The sequence below is a fragment of the Tropicibacter sp. S64 genome, assembly GCF_049803835.1.
Taxonomy (GTDB): Bacteria; Pseudomonadota; Alphaproteobacteria; order Rhodobacterales; family Rhodobacteraceae; genus Pacificoceanicola.
In genome coordinates, this window is the sequence record NZ_JBNAGK010000004.1 from 1 (window position 1) to 16,572 (window position 16,572).

Consider the following 16,572-nt stretch of genomic DNA (forward strand, 5'->3'; position numbering starts at 1 on the left):
GGGAACGCGTGCGGCGCACGCGTGCAGGGGCGCTGCCCCTACGCCCCTGCGGGGCGACCCCGGAGGTATTTGCAAAGAGAAGAAACAGGAGACGCGGGGCGGGATTGTTGCCTGCTTGCAGGCTCCGGGCAATCGTGATCTGCTCCGCGCCAAGACAGGAGTTCCCCGATGTTCCAGACTTTCACCGAGTCCGCCTCGCCGGATACCGGACCCGCCCGCCTTGCGGCGCTGCGCAAGGCCATGCAGGACGCGGGCGTTGACGGGTTTCTCGTGCCGCGGGCGGATGCCTGGCAGGGGGAGTACGTGGCCCCGGCGGATGAACGGCTGTCCTGGCTGACCGGGTTTACCGGCTCGGCGGGCTGGGCCGTGGCCCTGGCGGACCGGGCGGCGGTCTTCGTGGACGGGCGCTACCGGGTGCAGGTGAAGCGGCAGGTGGCGGAGGTCTTCGAGAAGGTCGACTGGCCGGAGACGTCCCTGGCCGACTGGATCAAGGCGGCCCTGCCGGAGGGGCAAACCGGTTTCGATCCCTGGCTGCTGACGGTCGAGCAGAAGCGCGGGCTGGAGGAGAAGGGCGTCGCCCTGCGGCCGGTGGCGAACCTTGTGGATGCGGTGTGGGAGGATCGCCCCGCCCCGCCTCTGGGCAAGGTCTTCGCGCAGCCGGTGGCGCTTTCGGGCGAGGCGCATGAGGCCAAGATCGCGCGGCTGGCCAAGGGCCTCGGCAAGGCGCGGGCGGCGGTCATCACCCTGCCCGACAGCATTGCCTGGCTCCTGAACATCCGCGGCAGCGACATTCCGAAGAACCCGGTGCCGCAGGGGTTTGCCGTCCTGCATGCGGATGCGACGGTGACGCTGTTCATGGCGGAGGAGAAACTGGGGGATGTGCGCGACCATCTCGGCGTCAGCGTCACGATACAGCCGGTGGCGGCGTTCGAAGACGCGTTGAGGGCGCTTCAGGGTCCGGTTCAGATCGACCCGGCGAGCTGTCCCGTTGCTGTCAACGACGCGCTCGAAGGCCGCGAGATCGTCGAGGGGGACGATCCCTGTGTCCTGCCCAAGGCGATGAAGAACGCCACCGAACTGGAGGGCACCCGCGCGGCGCATCTGCGCGATGCGGCGGCGATGGTGCGCTTCCTGTGCTGGCTGGACCGGGAGGCACCGGGAAACCTGACCGAGATCACCGTGGTCAAGCGCCTCGAAGAGGAGCGCCGCGCCACCAACGCCCTGCGCGACATCAGTTTCGACACCATCAGCGGCTCCGGCCCTAATGGCGCCATCGTGCATTACCGCGTGACGGAGGCCACGGACCGGCCCCTGCAAGACGGCGAGTTGCTGCTGGTGGACAGCGGCGGGCAGTATGTGGATGGTACGACGGACATCACCCGCACCATCGCGATCGGCGCTGTGGGCGAGGAAGAGAGGCAGAATTTCACCCGCGTCCTCAAGGGCATGATCGCGATTTCCATGCTGCGTTTCCCGAAGGGCATGACCGGGCAGGACATCGACCCCTTTGCCCGCCATGCGCTCTGGCAGGCGGGGCTCGACTATGGCCATGGCACCGGGCATGGCGTCGGATCGTATCTTTGCGTGCACGAGGGCCCCGCCCGCATCAGCCGCGCCGGGAAGGTTGCCTTCCAGCCCGGCATGATCCTGTCCAACGAGCCGGGGTTCTATCGCGAGGGCGCTTATGGTATCCGCATCGAGAACCTCGTGGTGGTCGAGGCGGCCGCGGCCCTGCCCGGCCAGACGATCCCGCAGCAATACCGCTTCGAGACCCTCACATGGGTACCGATCGACCGCAGGCTGATCGTGCCGGAGATGCTGACCAGTGCGGAGCGCGACTGGATCAACGCCTACCACGCCGAGGTGCGGACCCGCGTTGCGCCTCTGGTCGATGATGTCGCAGGGGCATGGTTGGCAGAGGCATGCGCCGCGATTTGACATTATAGTGTCACAAGAAAGGTGTCTCTGGACCGGAACACCGCGCAATAAAATTATCCCGATTTGGGAGAACAGATGACCATGACACAGGGGGACAGGACGATGAGCAAGATCACGATTACACCGGCAGAGGGCACCTGGGTCGTGCGCGCGGGCGGCGCGGTCATCGGCGAGAGCGCCAACGCCCTGGAACTCACGGAGGGTGATTTGCCCTTCGTGATCTACTTTCCGCGCGGCGACATCGCCATGGCCTTCCTCGACCGGACGACACATGAGACCACCTGCCCGTACAAGGGAACCGCGAGCTACTTCTCGATCATGTCGAAGTCGAAGACCTACACAAACGCGGTGTGGTCCTACGAGAACCCGAACCCGGACGTCGCGGCGATCAAGGATCACCTGGCGTTCTACGTCCAGGAAGGCGTGACAGTGGAGCAGGTCTGAGGACTGCTGCGCGCCCCGGTTGAACACGATACGGGCGGTCTGGCCGGGCCGTCCGTTGCCTTGTCCGGCGCACCGAAGCGACTCTCGCCAACAGCCTCCGGCGGTTGAAATGGGCATCCTTTTTCCCTAGCCTGTGACCCGAGCCATTCTGTCCAGACATTCAAGACCATCCGGAGAGTTTCATGTCCCATTTCGTCCCCATCCTGTCCACCGCCCTCGCCTTTGGCCTCGCGACCCCTGCCTTGGCTGTAACCGTCAACGGCGCTGACCTCGGCACCGCGCCTGGCTTCGGCCTGCCGAATGGCGCGGGAGCTGTCACCGGCACGTCGATGGCCTTCGGCACCGGACCGTTCGAGGACGTGGTGCTGGTCACGCTCGATCTTGGCGGTGCCACCTCCGGCACCATCGCCATGGATCTGACGCGCACGACTAGTGACATGGATGTGACGTTCGGGCTGAGCTACGGCACGGTCTTCGACTGGGTGGGTCTTGCCGATCAGGGACTGCTGCTCAGCAGCCCCGGCCTCGGGACATTCGACGGGACGGGCTATGGCTGGGGCAGTCTCACCACCTCCAATGTCACACCCGTCTTTCCCACCGGCCCCATCGGGACGATCACCTACGCCTTCGACCTCGTCGCGGGCACCTATGACCTGACCTATGGCACGTACACCCTGAACGGCACCTTCAAGCCGGGGTTCGATACTGGCCAGCCGATGACGTTCCTCTTGGGCAAGAACAACGCCAGCGAAGCCATGCAGGTCGACAGCATCAGCTACAGCCTTGGCAGTGCCGAAGTGCCGCTGCCCGCCGGTCTGCCGTTGCTTGCCGGGGCGCTGGCCGGTCTCGCCGTCCTGCGGCGGCGCGCGGTCTAACGCAGCGCCGCCAGCAGCAGCCGCCAGCGTTTGCCGAACTCGCTGAGGGCAAGCGTGCCGTCAGCAACACGGGCAGGATGTCGTGCGGCCTGTGTGAGCAACGCTCTGGTCTGCCATGCAGCCAGTAGCGCGGGTTTACCTGCATCGGGGCGGCCTTTGCGGCGGCCTTCGGCATACCGCGCCAGCCCCCGCTCCGCCAAGGCTGCTATCGTCTCGGGCCTGCCATCTGGCAAAGGCTGCCTTCCCCGCGCCTCCAGGTCCGGGACGGCCCGCAGATACCCGGCGAGGCCCGCCGCCGTGCCAATCCGCCACGCCGCTGCCACGTCCCGAGTGCCAAGGCCCCTTGCCGCCGCCGCCATCAGCCCGCCGCCGGTCTTTTCCAGGTAGTCCCACAGCGCCGGTTCGTCCGCGAAAGGCACGCGTTCCACGTCCAGTCGCCGTGCCTCCACCAGGTCCTGCAACCAGAGCGCCGCCTCTCCATCCAGAACCAGCGCCAGCGGAGTCACCACCTCGTGCCGGCGCACCATGCCGCCGTTGCGGATCTCTTCCAGCGCGTCCCACCACCATTGCAGCCGCATCTGCGCGATCATCGGCTCCTGCGTGAGCCAGGGCGCACGGCTGACCTCGACGTTGAAGGCGTAGATCGGAAAGAGCACCGCCCGCGCCTGAACCGGCGCCGCCATGACGGCGGCGAAGCGCTCCGGGTCGCCCTGTTCGACCAGCTTCGCGCAGGCGATCAGGTCCGGGTTCTCGGCAAAGGGATCGCTCAACGGGGGCGCACCACGGTGAGCGCATAGCCGAATGCCTCGTTGTGCTCCCGCCAGAGCGCGATTTCCGCCTCGGTCTCGTCCAGAACCTGAGCGAGCGCGGCATCGGCCCCCGGCCTGAGTTGTGCCACCTGCGCCTCCAGGGGCCGGTAATAGGCCTCCCAGGACGCGCGGGGCAGCATCTTCTGCGCCACGATCCCGAGGCCCTCGGCCTCCACGATTCCGTTCAGCCGCTCCACGGTGCCAATCGCCGGATACTCGGCCTCCAGCGGTGCGCGAACCTCAGTCGCCGGCTCGGCCACCCGGAACACCAGTTCGGAGAAACAGAGCACGCCGCCCGGCGCCAGCTTGCCGCGCATCAGCTCGAGCCCCTCGCGCAGCCCGAGAAAATACAAGGCCCCGGCGCACCAGATCACGTCGAACGGCCCCTCGGCCTCCCGCATGTCCCCGGTCACCAGCGTCACCCGCGAATCCCGGCCCCAGCGCCGCGCGGCCTGCTCCACGAAGGGCGCATGCGCTTCCACCGCCGTCACATGCCCGCCGGGCGCCGTGGCCAGCAGCAGCGCCTGGATGTCCGCCCCCGGCCCCGCGCCCGCGTCCAACACCCGCGCCCCGGGCTTCACCCCGGCCGCGCCAAGTGCCCAGGCCACGTCCTCGGGCCGCCCCGGCCCTTCGCGCGGCAGGTCCTTGTGCACCTCGAAAAACGCCGATCTGTCCATGCCGTCCGCTCCCTCAGGCCGCCACCGTTCCGGCATCGCGGACCAGCTTCCAGCGCACCGCGTCGAGCAGCGCCTCGAAACTGGCGTCGACGATGTTCGGGCTGACGCCCACAGTCGACCAGCGCCGACCGAGACTGTCCTCGCTGTCGATGGTCACCCGCGTGACGGCCTCGGTGCCACCCTGCGTGATCCGCACCTTGAAATCCACCAGCCGCATGTCGTCGATCAGTGCCTGATAGCGCCCGAGATCCTTCGCCAGCGCCTTCGACAGGGCGTTGACCGGGCCGCGGTCGCAACCCTCCTCATCCATGGACTCCGACACTGACAGCTTCTTCTCGCCGTCGATCTTCACCACGACCACCGCCTCGGACAGGCTGACCATGCGATTGTATTTGTTCTTGCGCCGCTCCACCGTCACCCGGTAGCGCTTCACCTCGAAGAACTCCGGCAGCACGCCCAATTCATCCCGCGCCAGCAGCTCGAAACTCGCCTGCGCGGTGTCGTAGGAATAGCCCTCCGACTCCCGCTCCTTCACCCGCTCCAGAATGCGGGCCAGAGCCGGATCGCGCTTGTCCACCTCCAGCCCGGCATCGGAGAGACGGCGGCGCAGGTTCGATTGCCCAGCCTGGTTGGACATCGGGATGATGCGCTCGTTGCCGACGCGCTTCGGCTCCACATGCTCGTAGGTGGACGGGTCTTTCAGGATGGCGCTGGCATGCAGCCCCGCCTTGTGCGCAAAGGCCGAGGCCCCGACATAGGGCGCCTGCTTCATCGGCACCCGGTTCAGGATATCGTCGAGCATCCGCGCCACCCGCGTCAACCCGGTCAGCGCCTCCTTGCTCACTCCGGTCTCGAAACGGCTCGCGAAGGGCTCCTTGAGCAGCAAGGTCGGGATCAGCGATGTCAGATTGGCATTGCCGCAGCGCTCGCCAAGCCCGTTCAGCGTCCCCTGCACCTGCCGCGCCCCGGCCAGAACCGCGGCCAGAGACCCGGCTACGGCGTTTTCGGTGTCATTGTGCGTATGGATCCCCAATCGTGCACCATCGACCCCGGATTCGATGACTTCGTGCACGATCTGCCCGATTTCATGCGGCAAAGTCCCACCGTTGGTGTCACAGAGCACCACCCACCGCGCCCCGGCGTCGAGCGCGGTCTTGAGGCACTCCAGAGCGTAACCGGGATTGTCCTTGTAGCCGTCGAAGAAATGCTCCGCATCGAACAGCGCCTCGCGGCCGGAGGCCACCAGATGTGCCATACTGGCGCGGATGTTCTCGAGGTTCTCTTCGAGCGACACGCCAAGCGCCTTGGTCACATGGTAGTCATGCGATTTGCCCACCAGACAGACCGCCCCGGTCCCGGCATTCAGGACAGCGGCCAGCACGTCGTCGTTCTCCGCCGAGCGCCCCGCGCGTTTGGTCATTCCGAAGGCCGTCAACGCGGCTTTCGTCTGCGGCACCGCCTCGAAGAAGGCCGAATCCGTCGGGTTCGCCCCGGGCCAGCCGCCCTCTATGTAGTCGACGCCAAGCGCGTCCAACGCCGCCGCGATCCGCAGCTTCTCATTGGTCGAGAACTGCACACCTTGCGTCTGCTGCCCGTCGCGCAGGGTCGTGTCATAGAGATACAGCCGCTCCCGTGTCATTGTTCAGCCTCTCTTTGGCGCTCGATTTTCGACAACGCGTCGCTATCGAAAGTTTCGGTCGGTTCGAGTGAGACGCCTTCCTTGGACATGCGCACTTCGACACCCGCCGCAATGAGCGCCGATTTCATGGAATCTACGCCAGAGAAATCCTTGGTTTGCATGGCCCGCACACGCATCGCCTGCAGGTTTTTCTCAAGCGTTTTCAAGACAAACATATCGCCGCCGTCAGCAGGACGGTCATTTTCCCAGCCGGAAAGACTATCGGTCAGAAGGCCGAGAAGCTTGGCGGAACTCAGCAACGAAACGAAATCTCCTGAATTCGACAAATTGTGTAGCTCAGCAATCGCTCCATGCGTGTTCAGGTCATCGGCCAACGCCGCGACCACGCCAGCATGCGGTGCGGTCGTGGGAAGACCACGGGTTTGTGCCCGCCACTTCTGCAAAGTCTTTTTCGCCTCCCGCGCCTTTTCCGCCGTCCAGTCCATCGGCTTGCGGTAATGCGTGGAGAGCATGACGAACCGGATCACCTCCCCCGGCACGCCCTGATCCAGCAGGTCGCGCACGGTGAAGAAGTTGCCGAGCGATTTGGACATCTTCTTGCCCTCGACCTGCAACATCTCGTTGTGCAGCCAGACATTCGCCATGACATCGGAGTGGTTCGCGCAGCAGCTCTGCGCGATCTCGTTCTCATGGTGCGGGAAGGACAGATCATTGCCGCCGCCATGGATGTCAAAGACATGAGGACGGCTCAGGGCGGCCTCGGACAGACGCCCCTCTTCAAGCGGCTTCTTCCAGAGCAGATCGTCCGCCATCGCCGAGCACTCGATATGCCAGCCCGGCCGCCCCCGGCCCCAGGGACTGTCCCAACCGGGCAAATCGTCCGAAGATGGCTTCCACAGCACGAAATCCATCGGATCGCGCTTGTAGGGCGCGACCTCGACCCGCGCCCCGGCGATCATGTCCTCCACGGACCGCCCCGAGAGCCGCCCGTAACCGTCGTAACTGCCGACGGAAAACAGTACGTGCCCCTCAGCGGCATAGGCGTGACCCGCCGCGATCAGCCCCTCGATCATCGCCACCATCTGCGGGATGAACTGCGTCGCGCGCGGCATGTGGGTCGGCTCCATCACCCCGACTGCAGCCATGTCGTCGAGATACCACTGGGTCGTCTCCGCCGTGATCTCGCCAATCGACCGCCCCGACTCCGCCGCCCGCGCGTTGATCTTGTCATCTACGTCGGTGAAATTGCGCACATAGGTCACATGATCCGCGCCATAGACCTGCCGCAGCAGCCGGAACAGCACGTCAAAGACAATCGCGGGCCGCGCATTGCCAAGGTGTGCCCGGTCATAGACCGTCGGCCCGCAGACATACATCCGCACGTTTTTCTCGTCCAAAGGCTCGAACCGCTCCTTGCGGCGGGTCATCGAATTGGTGAGACGGATTTCCATGGCGCGCTCCGGCATAGGGTCGCGGCGGGCTTAGCAACTTCACAAAAGGATTGGAATAGAAGAGCGGCCCGCCGACAGATGTCAGTGGGGAATGCAGCAGATCGTAATGATGCGCAGGCTCTTCATGGGATCGCGGATAGCACGAAACCCGCGCCCCGGGAAGCCGCTTTCGCGGGGGTCTTCCCCTTGACCCACGGCCGCGCCGCTCGCATCCTTCCGGGCATGACCCGCGCCATCGTCAACGCCCTCTGCCAGCCCCTGCCCGGCGCCGAAGTCTCGGACCCCTGGGGCGGCGGGCACGACGCCTGGAAGGTCGGCGGCAAGATGTTCGCCTGCATTGGCGCGGTGCAGAAAGGGGTCTCGGTCAAGACCCCTTCCATCGAAGATGCCGAACTCCTGATCGACATGGGCCGCGCCCTCAAGGCCCCCTATTTCCACCGCTCCTGGGTATTGCTGGACTGGGACGCGATCCCCGAAGACGAACTCCGGGACCGTATCAGCACCTCCTATGACCTGATCTTCGCCAGCCTGCCGAAAAAGACGCAAAAGGCCATCACCGAAGCATGACTCCGCTCGCCCTGCGCCCGCTTGCCCGAGACACGCCACTGGATCGGCTTGGATCGGCTCGGGGCGAGAGCGGACCTTGGCCGGCCGTCACCCCAGCGACCCTCCCCGAGGGGCAAGAAAATTTTGTCGGGGCAAAATTTTGTCGGGGCTTTGCCCCGCCCTTCGGGCTCCCCAAGGGTATTTGGAGACCAAAGAAGCGCCCCCCACGCCGATGTCTCCGGCGGTTCGCGCAACGCGTTCGGACGGAAGACCACCACACCAGGGCGATGGTCCTGTCTCATCCGGCGCGTTGGCTGGAGGGTGGGCCGCTGAACCGCAGGTTCAGTCGGGGCGCCCGGAAGCCGCGCCGCTACTGGCCTTCCAGCTTCCGGTAGGCCGCCACATTGGCGTTATGCTCTTCCAGCGTCTCGGCGAAGTTGTGCCCGTCTCGCGGGTCCAGCGTCTTCGCCACGAAGTAGATGTAGTCCGTATTCGCCGGGTTCAGTGCCGCCTCGATGCTCGCCCGCCCGGGGTTTGCGATCGGAGTCGGCGGCAGGCCGTTGATGACGTAGGTGTTCCACGGTGTCTCGCGCCGCAGTTCCGACGCCCGCAGCCCCCGGCCCAGCACGCCCTCGCCCTTGGTCAGGCCGTAGATCACCGTCGGGTCGGTCTGCAGCCGCATGCCGCGCTCCAGACGGTTCACGAACACCGACGCCACGTCGAAGCGCTCGTCCGGCCCGCCGGTTTCCTTCTCGATGATGGAGGCAAGGATCAGCGCCTCCTCCGGCGTGTCCAGCGGCAGACCGTCCGCGCGATCCTGCCACGCTTGCGCGAGTATCAACTCCTGCGCCTCCTGCATCCGCTGGATCACGCTCGCCCGGGTGTCCCCAGGCACGATCTCGTAGCTGTCGGGTGCGAGGCTGCCCTCGGGCGGAACCTCCACCGTGCCCTCGAGCACGTCGATCTGCCCAAGCTCCTGCACCACCTGCCAGCTCGTCACGCCCTCGGCCAGCGCCACGCGATAGCGCGTATCCCGCTTCTCGCGCACCTGCGCATAGGCCAGCGGAATGTCGCCCTCGCCGGGGGTGAATTCGGCCTTCTCCTCGTAGCGCCCGGTTGCCGGGTCGATCTCGCGCACCTGCACCTGCGCGCGCACGATGCCGATCCGGTAGACCACCTCCGTGCCGCAGGTGCTCGCGCCGCCCTTGGTCACGATGTCAACGATATCCGCCATGCTCGCGCCATCCGGCACGAGGTAGCTGCCCGCCTTGAGCGATTGCGTCCGATCGGTGTAATCCGCCCCCAGCCGCAGCATCATCGCGCTGGAGACCGCCCCGCGCGAGGCAAGATCCTCGGACACCCGCTTCATGGTGCTGCCGCGCGGCACCTCGAGGCAGATCGCCTGATCCAGCGGACCCTCCGCCCGGTATTCGCGCTGCGCCCAGAGCAGCACCCCGCCGAGCAGGAAGAAGGCGACGACCATGAAGGTCAGCGCGTTCGACGCGATGTTCCGCCACATGGGCTCAGCTCACCTTGCCGAAGATCACCGAGGCGTTGGTGCCGCCGAAACCGAAGCTGTTCGACAGCGCGTAGTCGATCCGGCGTTCGCGCTTGGTGTTCGGCGCGAGGTCCAGCTTCGGCGCAACCGCCGGGTTGTCGAGGTTGATCGTCGGCGGCGCGACCTGGTCCCGGATTGCGAGGATCGAGAAGATCGCCTCGATCGCCCCCGCCGCACCGAGCAGATGCCCGGTGGCGGATTTGGTGGAGGACATGGTCGCCTTCGCCGCATGATCGCCCAGCAGCCGCTCAACCGCGCCAAGCTCGATGGTGTCGGCCATGGTCGAGGTGCCATGCGCGTTGATGTAGTCGATCTGGCTCGCATCCAGCCCGGCGTCCTTCAACGCCGCCCGCATCGAGCGCTCACCGCCCTCGCCTGTCTCGGACGGCGCGGTGATGTGGTAGGCGTCGCCCGTGAGGCCGTAGCCGCAAACCTCGGCGTAAATCTTCGCGCCCCGCGCCTTGGCGTGTTCGTATTCTTCCAGTACGACAACGCCTGCGCCCTCGCCCATGACAAACCCGTCGCGGTCCGCGTCATAGGGGCGGCTGGCCTTGGTCGGCTCGTCGCCGCGCTTGGTGCTGAGCGCCTTGCAGGCGTTGAAGCCCGCGATGCCGATCTCCGAAATCGCCGCCTCCGCGCCGCCCGCCAGCATCACGTCCGCATCGCCATACTTGATCAGCCGCGCCGCGTCGCCGATGGCATGGGCGCCGGTCGAACAGGCGGTGACAACCGCGTGGTTCGGGCCCTTGAAGCCGTATTTGATCGAAACGTTGCCCGAGATCAGGTTGATCAGCGCACCGGGAATGAAGAAGGGAGACACCCGGCGCGGGCCCTTCTCCTTGATCAGGATCGCGGTCTCGGCAATCGAGTTGAGGCCGCCGATGCCGGAGCCGATCATCACGCCGGTGCGCAGGCGATCCTCTTCGCTTTCGGGCATCCAGCCGGCATCCTTCACCGCCTGCGCCGCGGCGGCCATGCCGAACATGATGAACTCGTCGACCTTCCTCTGTTCCTTCTTGTCGAGGTAGTCGTCCGGGTTGAACGTCCCGTCCGTCCCGTCGCCATACGGCACTTCGCAGGCGTAGGTGGTGGCAAGATGGCTGGCATCGAACTTGGTGATGGTCCCGGCCCCGGACTGCCCGTCGAGCAGACGGCTCCACGTCTCCTCCACCCCGCTTGCGAGCGGTGTGACCAGTCCCAGTCCTGTAACGACAACCCTGCGCGCCATGGCTCTGCCCTTCTTGGTGTATCCTTTTGGTGCCTATAGCCTGTCGGGGGCTCGGGGGGCAAGGGTGCGGGTGTTTGGAGCGGCGGGAGGGTGCCGGGAGCATTGTGATGACAGGACACGCCGAGTTGCGGCGAGACAAGCCGATCCTGTCCCACAGTAACCTGCTTCAGACCGCGCTCAACGCCGCCGACGCACGATCCCGAGCACCATCAAGGCGCCAATCAGCAACGCTCCGCCTGCCGGGATAGGTACCTCCGCCGCGCCGGGTACGGCCAGCCCGCCGAACGTGGTCGAGAAGCTGCGGCCTTCCACCGTGTCAAATCCGAAAACCGTCAGGATGCCGGTGTTCGACCACGTCGATGCGTCGGTTTTGAGCGAGAGCAGGTAGCTGCTGTCCGAGGGCACACCGAACAGGCCGGAAACGGCAATCGGATCAAAGGCAAAGGTCAACACGTTGCCATCCCCGGACCGGCTGACCGAGGTCAGCCCCCGGTTCCCCGTCGAATCCGTCCGATAATCCACGTCCAGCGAAAAGAGCCCATAGCTGGCAAAGCCGCTCAGGCTCATCCCGGTGATCTGGATGCCGCTGGGCTGGTAGGTGCTGCTCAACTCGCGCAACTGATACGCGAGAATGATATTGCCGGTCAGGTTCGAGGCAATCGCACGGTTCTGGACGTTGCCAAGGACATCCAGGAACGCGGGAGTCGGACTCTGAGCCTGAAAAGGCAACAGTTCTTCCTGCACCACTCCCCCCGCCAATTCCGGATCGGCGAGTGATGTTATGCCCGTGGGAAACACCGTTCCACCGGGCGCAAGAACCGCCGCGTCGAGCGGCAAGGCGCAGGTCATGATAAGGGCCGAAAGGCCGAAAAGTCTGGAAAGGGACATGGGCATGAAAGGGTCCTTGCGCAAAGTGAACCGGCTCACGGTATCACAACAGGGAAATTTCACTCATGAATTGCGCGCCGCTCGGCGGGTTTCCGCGTTTGGACAGCTACCCGACGGCCTGAGCAATGTTTCAAGCCCACCTCTCCCCCAAATCCCCCTTCGCCCGCTCGATCCAATGCTCCCGCAGCCAGTCACACGGCTTCGAGTGCCGAATGAACGACCCGTTCCACCCCTCCAAAGCATCCGTCATCTTCGGACGCCCATGAAAACACACCACTTTCGCCGCCTCGGGCAGCCGTGGCGGATGCACCCAGTTCCCCGGAAACGGGTTGCAGTCGTATTTGAACGAGACCACCCACTCCCCCGGGATATAGGTAAAACACCCCCGGTCCATCGCCTTGTGCGAGGTATAGCGCTGCTCCGAACCCCGCGCCTTTTCCACCTCCGCATAGGCATTCGCCGCGAGGTCCTCGTACAAGAACCCGTGCAAAGAAGGATCAAACCGGAAGACCGAGCCATGCCCCGTGGGGCGGCCCTTGCGCTTTTCCGTCCAGTCGTGGCGCATCGCCACCGTGCCCGGTGCGAGGTCCACGATCTCGTCCAGCGATCCGGTAATCACCACATCGAGATCGAACCCCAGAACCGGCCCAACCAGATCCGGCACCAGCCCGGGGCGAAAGAGTGAAACCTTGCGCATCGCACCCTGCCGGTTCGCCACCGCCAGCGCCTCCGCCATCGGTTTCGCAAAAGGCTCCACCGGCAGGTCAAGCACTTCGACGTCCGGATGCAGCCCCTCCGCATGTTCCGTCATGCACAGGAACCGCACGGGACGGCCCATGTTGCGCCGCACGCCGGAGTAGAGGCGGTTGACGTATTCGGGGCCAAAGAGGGTGCCCCATTTGATGCACATGATGTTGACGGGATCGCTCATGGCTGCTCTCTACTGCGCAGGATGTGCCATGACCAGTGGAAAGACCGATGAAACAGCTGCTCATTGCCTTGCTGATCGTTGCCTCGCCTGCCTCGGCGGAAGACATGACGTTTGAAGAGTTCATGACCGGCGGGTTGCATTTCACGGAAGAGTTGACCGAAGGCGCCGCGTTCTTTCGCAGTCTGCCGGTGGAGATGCAAAAGAAGATTCTGGTTGGCCTCGGTGCGCGACTTGTTGTTCTTGGCGATCAGCGCCTGTTTCTCGAAAGTGGTATCGTGACACTGGCACGAAGAGCCTTGATGGATCTGCGGTTCCCGGAACTGGACCCCGACAACAGCGCAATTTCCTACCGCATCTGGCGGGAAACGCGGCAACTTGGAGAGCCCGACGCCTATAGAGGCGCGCTTGTGGGTTTTGGCCGCTTTGGCCGTGACCACATCGGGTTGGAGGCCGCCGCTTAAGGGTTCTTTGGCAAGCCCACTGCGGCACTCGACGATTTTGAGTTGGCCTAGTGCCTCGGGCACGCCCCAGATGTCTATTCCCGTCTTGCCCGGCCAGGACACGAACCGGGTAATATTGAGCGACGAATAGGAAACGTCTGGGAAAAGTGGATTAGCGATGGTTTGGTCAAGGCCGCAGCGGGTGTCAGCGCTGTGGACAGGCTGACCGCAGAAACCCTCGCCCTGCAAACCCTCGACGAATAACCCGCCCCTTGCACCACTGCCATCGCCCCTCTATCCTGCCTCGGCAATCGAACGCCGGAGATTTGATGGAGCTTGCCTCAATCCTCCGGGCCGCCCGCCACAGGGCATGAGGCCCGAGACCCCTGCACACCCCGCCAATCGCGGGGCCTTTTGCCATGTCTCAACGGGATTGATCCATTGACAGCTTCCACACTGACCGACCTCGGATGGTCGGATTTCTTCGCAAGCCAGCTTGCCCCCGCCGAAACCCTGCTCACCCCCGCCCGCGTCACCGAAGTCCAGCGCGACCGCATCCGCGTGCTGACCACGGACGGGCCGCTCCGTCTCATCCCCACCGAGGCGGCGGGGAATTATGCCGTGGGCGACTGGGTGCTGACCGACGGCACGCAGGCGCTGCGCATCCTCGACGCGAAAACCGCGCTGACCCGCAAGGCCGCGGGCCATGTCGCCTACACCCAGCGCATCGCCGCCAATGTCGACACGCTCGGCATCGTCTCCAGCTGCAACGACGACTTCAACCTCGCCCGGATCGAGCGCTATCTGGCACTCGCCGCCACCGCCGGGTGCCAGCCGCTGATCCTGCTGACCAAGCCGGACAAGTCCGACGATCCGCAACGGTACGTCGACGACGCGCGGACGCTTGGGGACGTCACCGTGCTGGCGCTCAATGCCAAGGAAGAGGCGGAGACGGCGCAGTTGACGCCCTATGCCTCCGACGGCCGCACCCTCGCCCTGCTCGGCTCGTCGGGCGTCGGAAAGACCACCCTGCGCAACCGTCTCACCGGCGAGAGTGCGGCGACGCAGGCGATCCGCGAGGACGACAGCAAGGGGCGGCATACGACGACACACCGCAGCCTTGTCCCGACGCTGACCGGCGGCTGGCTGATCGACACACCGGGGATGCGCGAGTTGCAGCTGGCGGACATGGCGGATGGCATCGAGGAGGTCTTCGACGACCTGCTGGTGCTGGCGGGCCAATGCAAGTTCCGCAACTGCGAGCACGGAGGTGAGCCGGGCTGCGCGGTGCAGGCGGCCATCGCCGACGGCACGCTCGATGCGGCACGGCTCGACCGTTGGCGGAAGCTGGAGGCGGAGGATGCGCGCAACACCGCCTCCATCGCGCGACAGCGGGCCCGGGGCAAGGCCTTTGCCAAGATGGTCAAGAACGCGAAGAAGGCGAAGCGCGGGAAGTAAGGGGGAACGCCCCTGCGGGCCGTCCTCCCACGGCTCTGACGAGCCTCCCTCCGCGGTATTTGCAGACCAAAGAAGACAGGGGCGCACCCCCGTGGGCTTGGGTTGCGGGACGGTGGGAGGGACGACTGGTCCCGCAGGGCCGGGAGCGCCTCCGCCGTTCCGGGCTCAGGCCGGCATCCGGCGCTCGACGATTTCCGCCCACCATGAGCACCCTGCGGGGATGGCCTCGTCGTTGAAGTTGTACTCCGGGTGATGAACCGGCGCGGTATCGCCATTGCCGACGAGGATATAGGCGCCCGGCCGTTCCTCCAGCATATAGGCGAAATCCTCACCGCCCATGACCAGGGGCGCCTCGGCGCATTGCCCGGAAATCGACCGCGCCACGTCCGCTGCAAACTCCGTCTGCTCCTCGGAGTTCACCATCACCGGGTAACCGTGGTAGTAGCGCACATCCGCCGTCCCGCCAAAGGTCGCCGCCACCCCGGCGCAGATCGCTGTCAGCCGTTCCTCTGCCAGCTTGCGCATCTCGGCCGACTGCGTCCGGACCGTCCCCTTGATATGCACCCGCTGCGGGATCACGTTGAACGCCTTCGACGAGGTCTCGAAGGACGTGACCGAGACCACCAGCGGGTCCACCGGATCGGCATTCCGGCTGGCGATCGTCTGCAGGGCGAGCACCAGCTGCGCCGCCATCACCGTCGTGTCCACCGTCTCCTGCGGTTTCGCCGCATGGCCGCCCTTGCCTTCCAGAAAGACCTCGAACTGGTCCGTCGCGGCAAAGAACGCGCCGGGCCGTATGGCGAAAGACCCCACCGGCACGCCCGGCCAGTTGTGCATGCCATAGACCTCCTGGATGCCCCAGCGCTCCATCAGCCCGTCCTCGCACATCTCCCGGCCGCCGCCGCCGCCCTCCTCGGCAGGCTGGAAGATCACCACCACGGTGCCGTCAAAATTCCGCGTCTCCGCCAGGTACCGCGCCGCCCCCAGCAGCATCGCCGTGTGGCCGTCATGGCCGCAGGCGTGCATCGCCCCGTCGGTCCTGGACGCATAGTCCACCCCGGTCTGTTCGTGGATCGGCAGCGCATCCATGTCGGCGCGCAGGCCGATCACCTTGCCACTCTTGTCCGACTTGCCCTTGATCACGCCGACCACCCCGGTCCGCCCGATCCCCTCCGTCACCGCGTCACAGCCGAAGGCACGCAGCTTCTCGGCCACCAATGCGCTTGTGCGGTGCGTCTCGAACAGGATCTCAGGATGCGCGTGCAGGTCCCGGCGCCAGGCGGTGATGTCATCGTGCAACTCGGCAAAGCGGTTCTTGACGGGCATGGGGTGCTCCTCGGTCTGGCGTGGAATTTGATCAAACCCTGCCATCGGCGCAGGCGGGCTGCAAGGTGTGTCGCGCGGCGGCGGCCTGTGCCGCAAGCGGTTGCCCTATGCCACGAACGCGCCGGATTAACGGATCACGACGCAGCGTCACGGGCCAAATGGCCATGGTATCGATACCATGGACAGGACCGAGTATCAAATCTGTACGAAACTCGGACAGAATCGTACCAAACGCCGCCGATTTTGCAGGGGACGGAGGCTGCCGTTGTCTCGCAATTGTGGACGCCAGGAAAACGACCACACCATCTTGTGCGGTTTTCGCTTTCCGACCGCGTTAACCCCAGCGTCCGGACTGTTTACGATT

The 16,572-nt window shown here is 65.3% G+C and carries 15 protein-coding genes; 6 read left to right on the top strand and 9 right to left on the bottom strand.

Going from position 1 to position 16,572, the window contains the following annotated elements:
• The first annotated feature begins 168 nt into the window (after nucleotides 1-168).
• The 3 genes from ACP159_RS07515 to ACP159_RS07525 all read left to right on the top strand — a co-directional run bounded on the left by ACP159_RS07515 (nucleotide 169) and on the right by ACP159_RS07525 (nucleotide 3,257).
• Nucleotides 169-1,938, top strand: a complete 1,770-nt coding sequence (locus ACP159_RS07515) for an aminopeptidase P family protein (protein ID WP_425099050.1) — start codon at nucleotides 169-171, stop codon at nucleotides 1,936-1,938.
• A gap of 102 nt (nucleotides 1,939-2,040) precedes the next feature.
• A complete protein-coding gene (locus ACP159_RS07520) occupies nucleotides 2,041-2,382 on the top strand; it encodes a DUF427 domain-containing protein (protein WP_425099361.1) in 342 nt (113 codons plus the stop codon).
• Between the two features lie 182 nt (nucleotides 2,383-2,564).
• A complete protein-coding gene (locus ACP159_RS07525) occupies nucleotides 2,565-3,257 on the top strand; it encodes a VPLPA-CTERM sorting domain-containing protein (protein ID WP_425099051.1) in 693 nt (230 codons plus the stop codon).
• Here the strand turns inward: ACP159_RS07525 and ACP159_RS07530 are convergent.
• From ACP159_RS07530 to cysS, 4 genes are read right to left on the bottom strand one after another with little or no spacing between them, the layout of a single operon-like run.
• Nucleotides 3,254-4,027, bottom strand: coding sequence for a squalene/phytoene synthase family protein (locus tag ACP159_RS07530; RefSeq protein ID WP_425099052.1), 774 nt, complete (start codon nucleotides 4,025-4,027; stop codon nucleotides 3,254-3,256). The genes ACP159_RS07525 and ACP159_RS07530 overlap by 4 nt on opposite strands.
• The gene (locus tag ACP159_RS07535) at nucleotides 4,024-4,743 is read right to left on the bottom strand and encodes an SAM-dependent methyltransferase (RefSeq protein ID WP_425099053.1); all 720 of its coding nucleotides are present in this window, start codon (nucleotides 4,741-4,743) and stop codon (nucleotides 4,024-4,026) included. Before ACP159_RS07535 ends, ACP159_RS07530 begins: the two co-directional genes overlap by 4 nt.
• Nucleotides 4,744-4,756: 13 nt before the next feature.
• On the bottom strand, nucleotides 4,757-6,382 hold the full coding sequence (gene cimA, locus ACP159_RS07540) for a citramalate synthase (RefSeq protein WP_425099054.1): 1,626 nt from the start codon (nucleotides 6,380-6,382) through the stop codon (nucleotides 4,757-4,759).
• Nucleotides 6,379-7,833 carry a cysteine--tRNA ligase gene (gene cysS, locus ACP159_RS07545; RefSeq protein ID WP_425099055.1) on the bottom strand — a complete coding sequence of 485 codons (1,455 nt, stop codon included), beginning with the start codon at nucleotides 7,831-7,833 and terminating at the stop codon, nucleotides 6,379-6,381. The genes cimA and cysS overlap by 4 nt, the downstream gene beginning before the upstream one ends.
• Before the next feature lie 222 nt (nucleotides 7,834-8,055).
• On the opposite strand from cysS, the gene ACP159_RS07550 reads away from it, so the two are divergent.
• Nucleotides 8,056-8,400 (top strand): MmcQ/YjbR family DNA-binding protein, encoded by a 345-nt coding sequence (locus tag ACP159_RS07550; RefSeq protein WP_425099056.1) that lies wholly within the window; start codon nucleotides 8,056-8,058, stop codon nucleotides 8,398-8,400.
• A gap of 349 nt (nucleotides 8,401-8,749) precedes the next feature.
• Here ACP159_RS07550 and mltG read toward each other — a convergent pair whose 3' ends face one another.
• The 4 genes from mltG to ACP159_RS07570 form a co-directional block, all read right to left on the bottom strand.
• Entirely contained in the window at nucleotides 8,750-9,898 is a 1,149-nt protein-coding gene (gene mltG, locus ACP159_RS07555; protein WP_425099057.1) for an endolytic transglycosylase MltG, read from the bottom strand.
• 4 nt (nucleotides 9,899-9,902) lie between these two features.
• A complete protein-coding gene (gene fabF, locus ACP159_RS07560) occupies nucleotides 9,903-11,165 on the bottom strand; it encodes a beta-ketoacyl-ACP synthase II (protein ID WP_425099058.1) in 1,263 nt (420 codons plus the stop codon).
• Between the two features lie 177 nt (nucleotides 11,166-11,342).
• A complete protein-coding gene (locus ACP159_RS07565; protein WP_425099059.1) occupies nucleotides 11,343-12,059 on the bottom strand; it encodes a VPLPA-CTERM sorting domain-containing protein in 717 nt (238 codons plus the stop codon).
• 124 nt (nucleotides 12,060-12,183) lie between these two features.
• The gene (locus ACP159_RS07570; protein ID WP_425099060.1) at nucleotides 12,184-12,984 is read right to left on the bottom strand and encodes a glycosyl transferase; all 801 of its coding nucleotides are present in this window, start codon (nucleotides 12,982-12,984) and stop codon (nucleotides 12,184-12,186) included.
• Between the two features lie 47 nt (nucleotides 12,985-13,031).
• On the opposite strand from ACP159_RS07570, the gene ACP159_RS07575 reads away from it, so the two are divergent.
• Both ACP159_RS07575 and rsgA read left to right on the top strand, forming a co-directional pair.
• Nucleotides 13,032-13,445 (top strand): hypothetical protein, encoded by a 414-nt coding sequence (locus ACP159_RS07575; protein WP_425099061.1) that lies wholly within the window; start codon nucleotides 13,032-13,034, stop codon nucleotides 13,443-13,445.
• A 420-nt stretch (nucleotides 13,446-13,865) separates the two neighbouring features.
• Nucleotides 13,866-14,882: a ribosome small subunit-dependent GTPase A gene (gene rsgA, locus ACP159_RS07580; RefSeq protein ID WP_425099062.1), complete on the top strand. Its 1,017-nt coding sequence runs from the start codon at nucleotides 13,866-13,868 to the stop codon at nucleotides 14,880-14,882.
• 165 nt (nucleotides 14,883-15,047) lie between these two features.
• Here the strand turns inward: rsgA and ACP159_RS07585 are convergent, their stop codons facing one another.
• On the bottom strand, nucleotides 15,048-16,208 hold the full coding sequence (locus tag ACP159_RS07585) for a M20 aminoacylase family protein (protein WP_425099063.1): 1,161 nt from the start codon (nucleotides 16,206-16,208) through the stop codon (nucleotides 15,048-15,050).
• Nucleotides 16,209-16,572 lie beyond the last annotated feature (364 nt).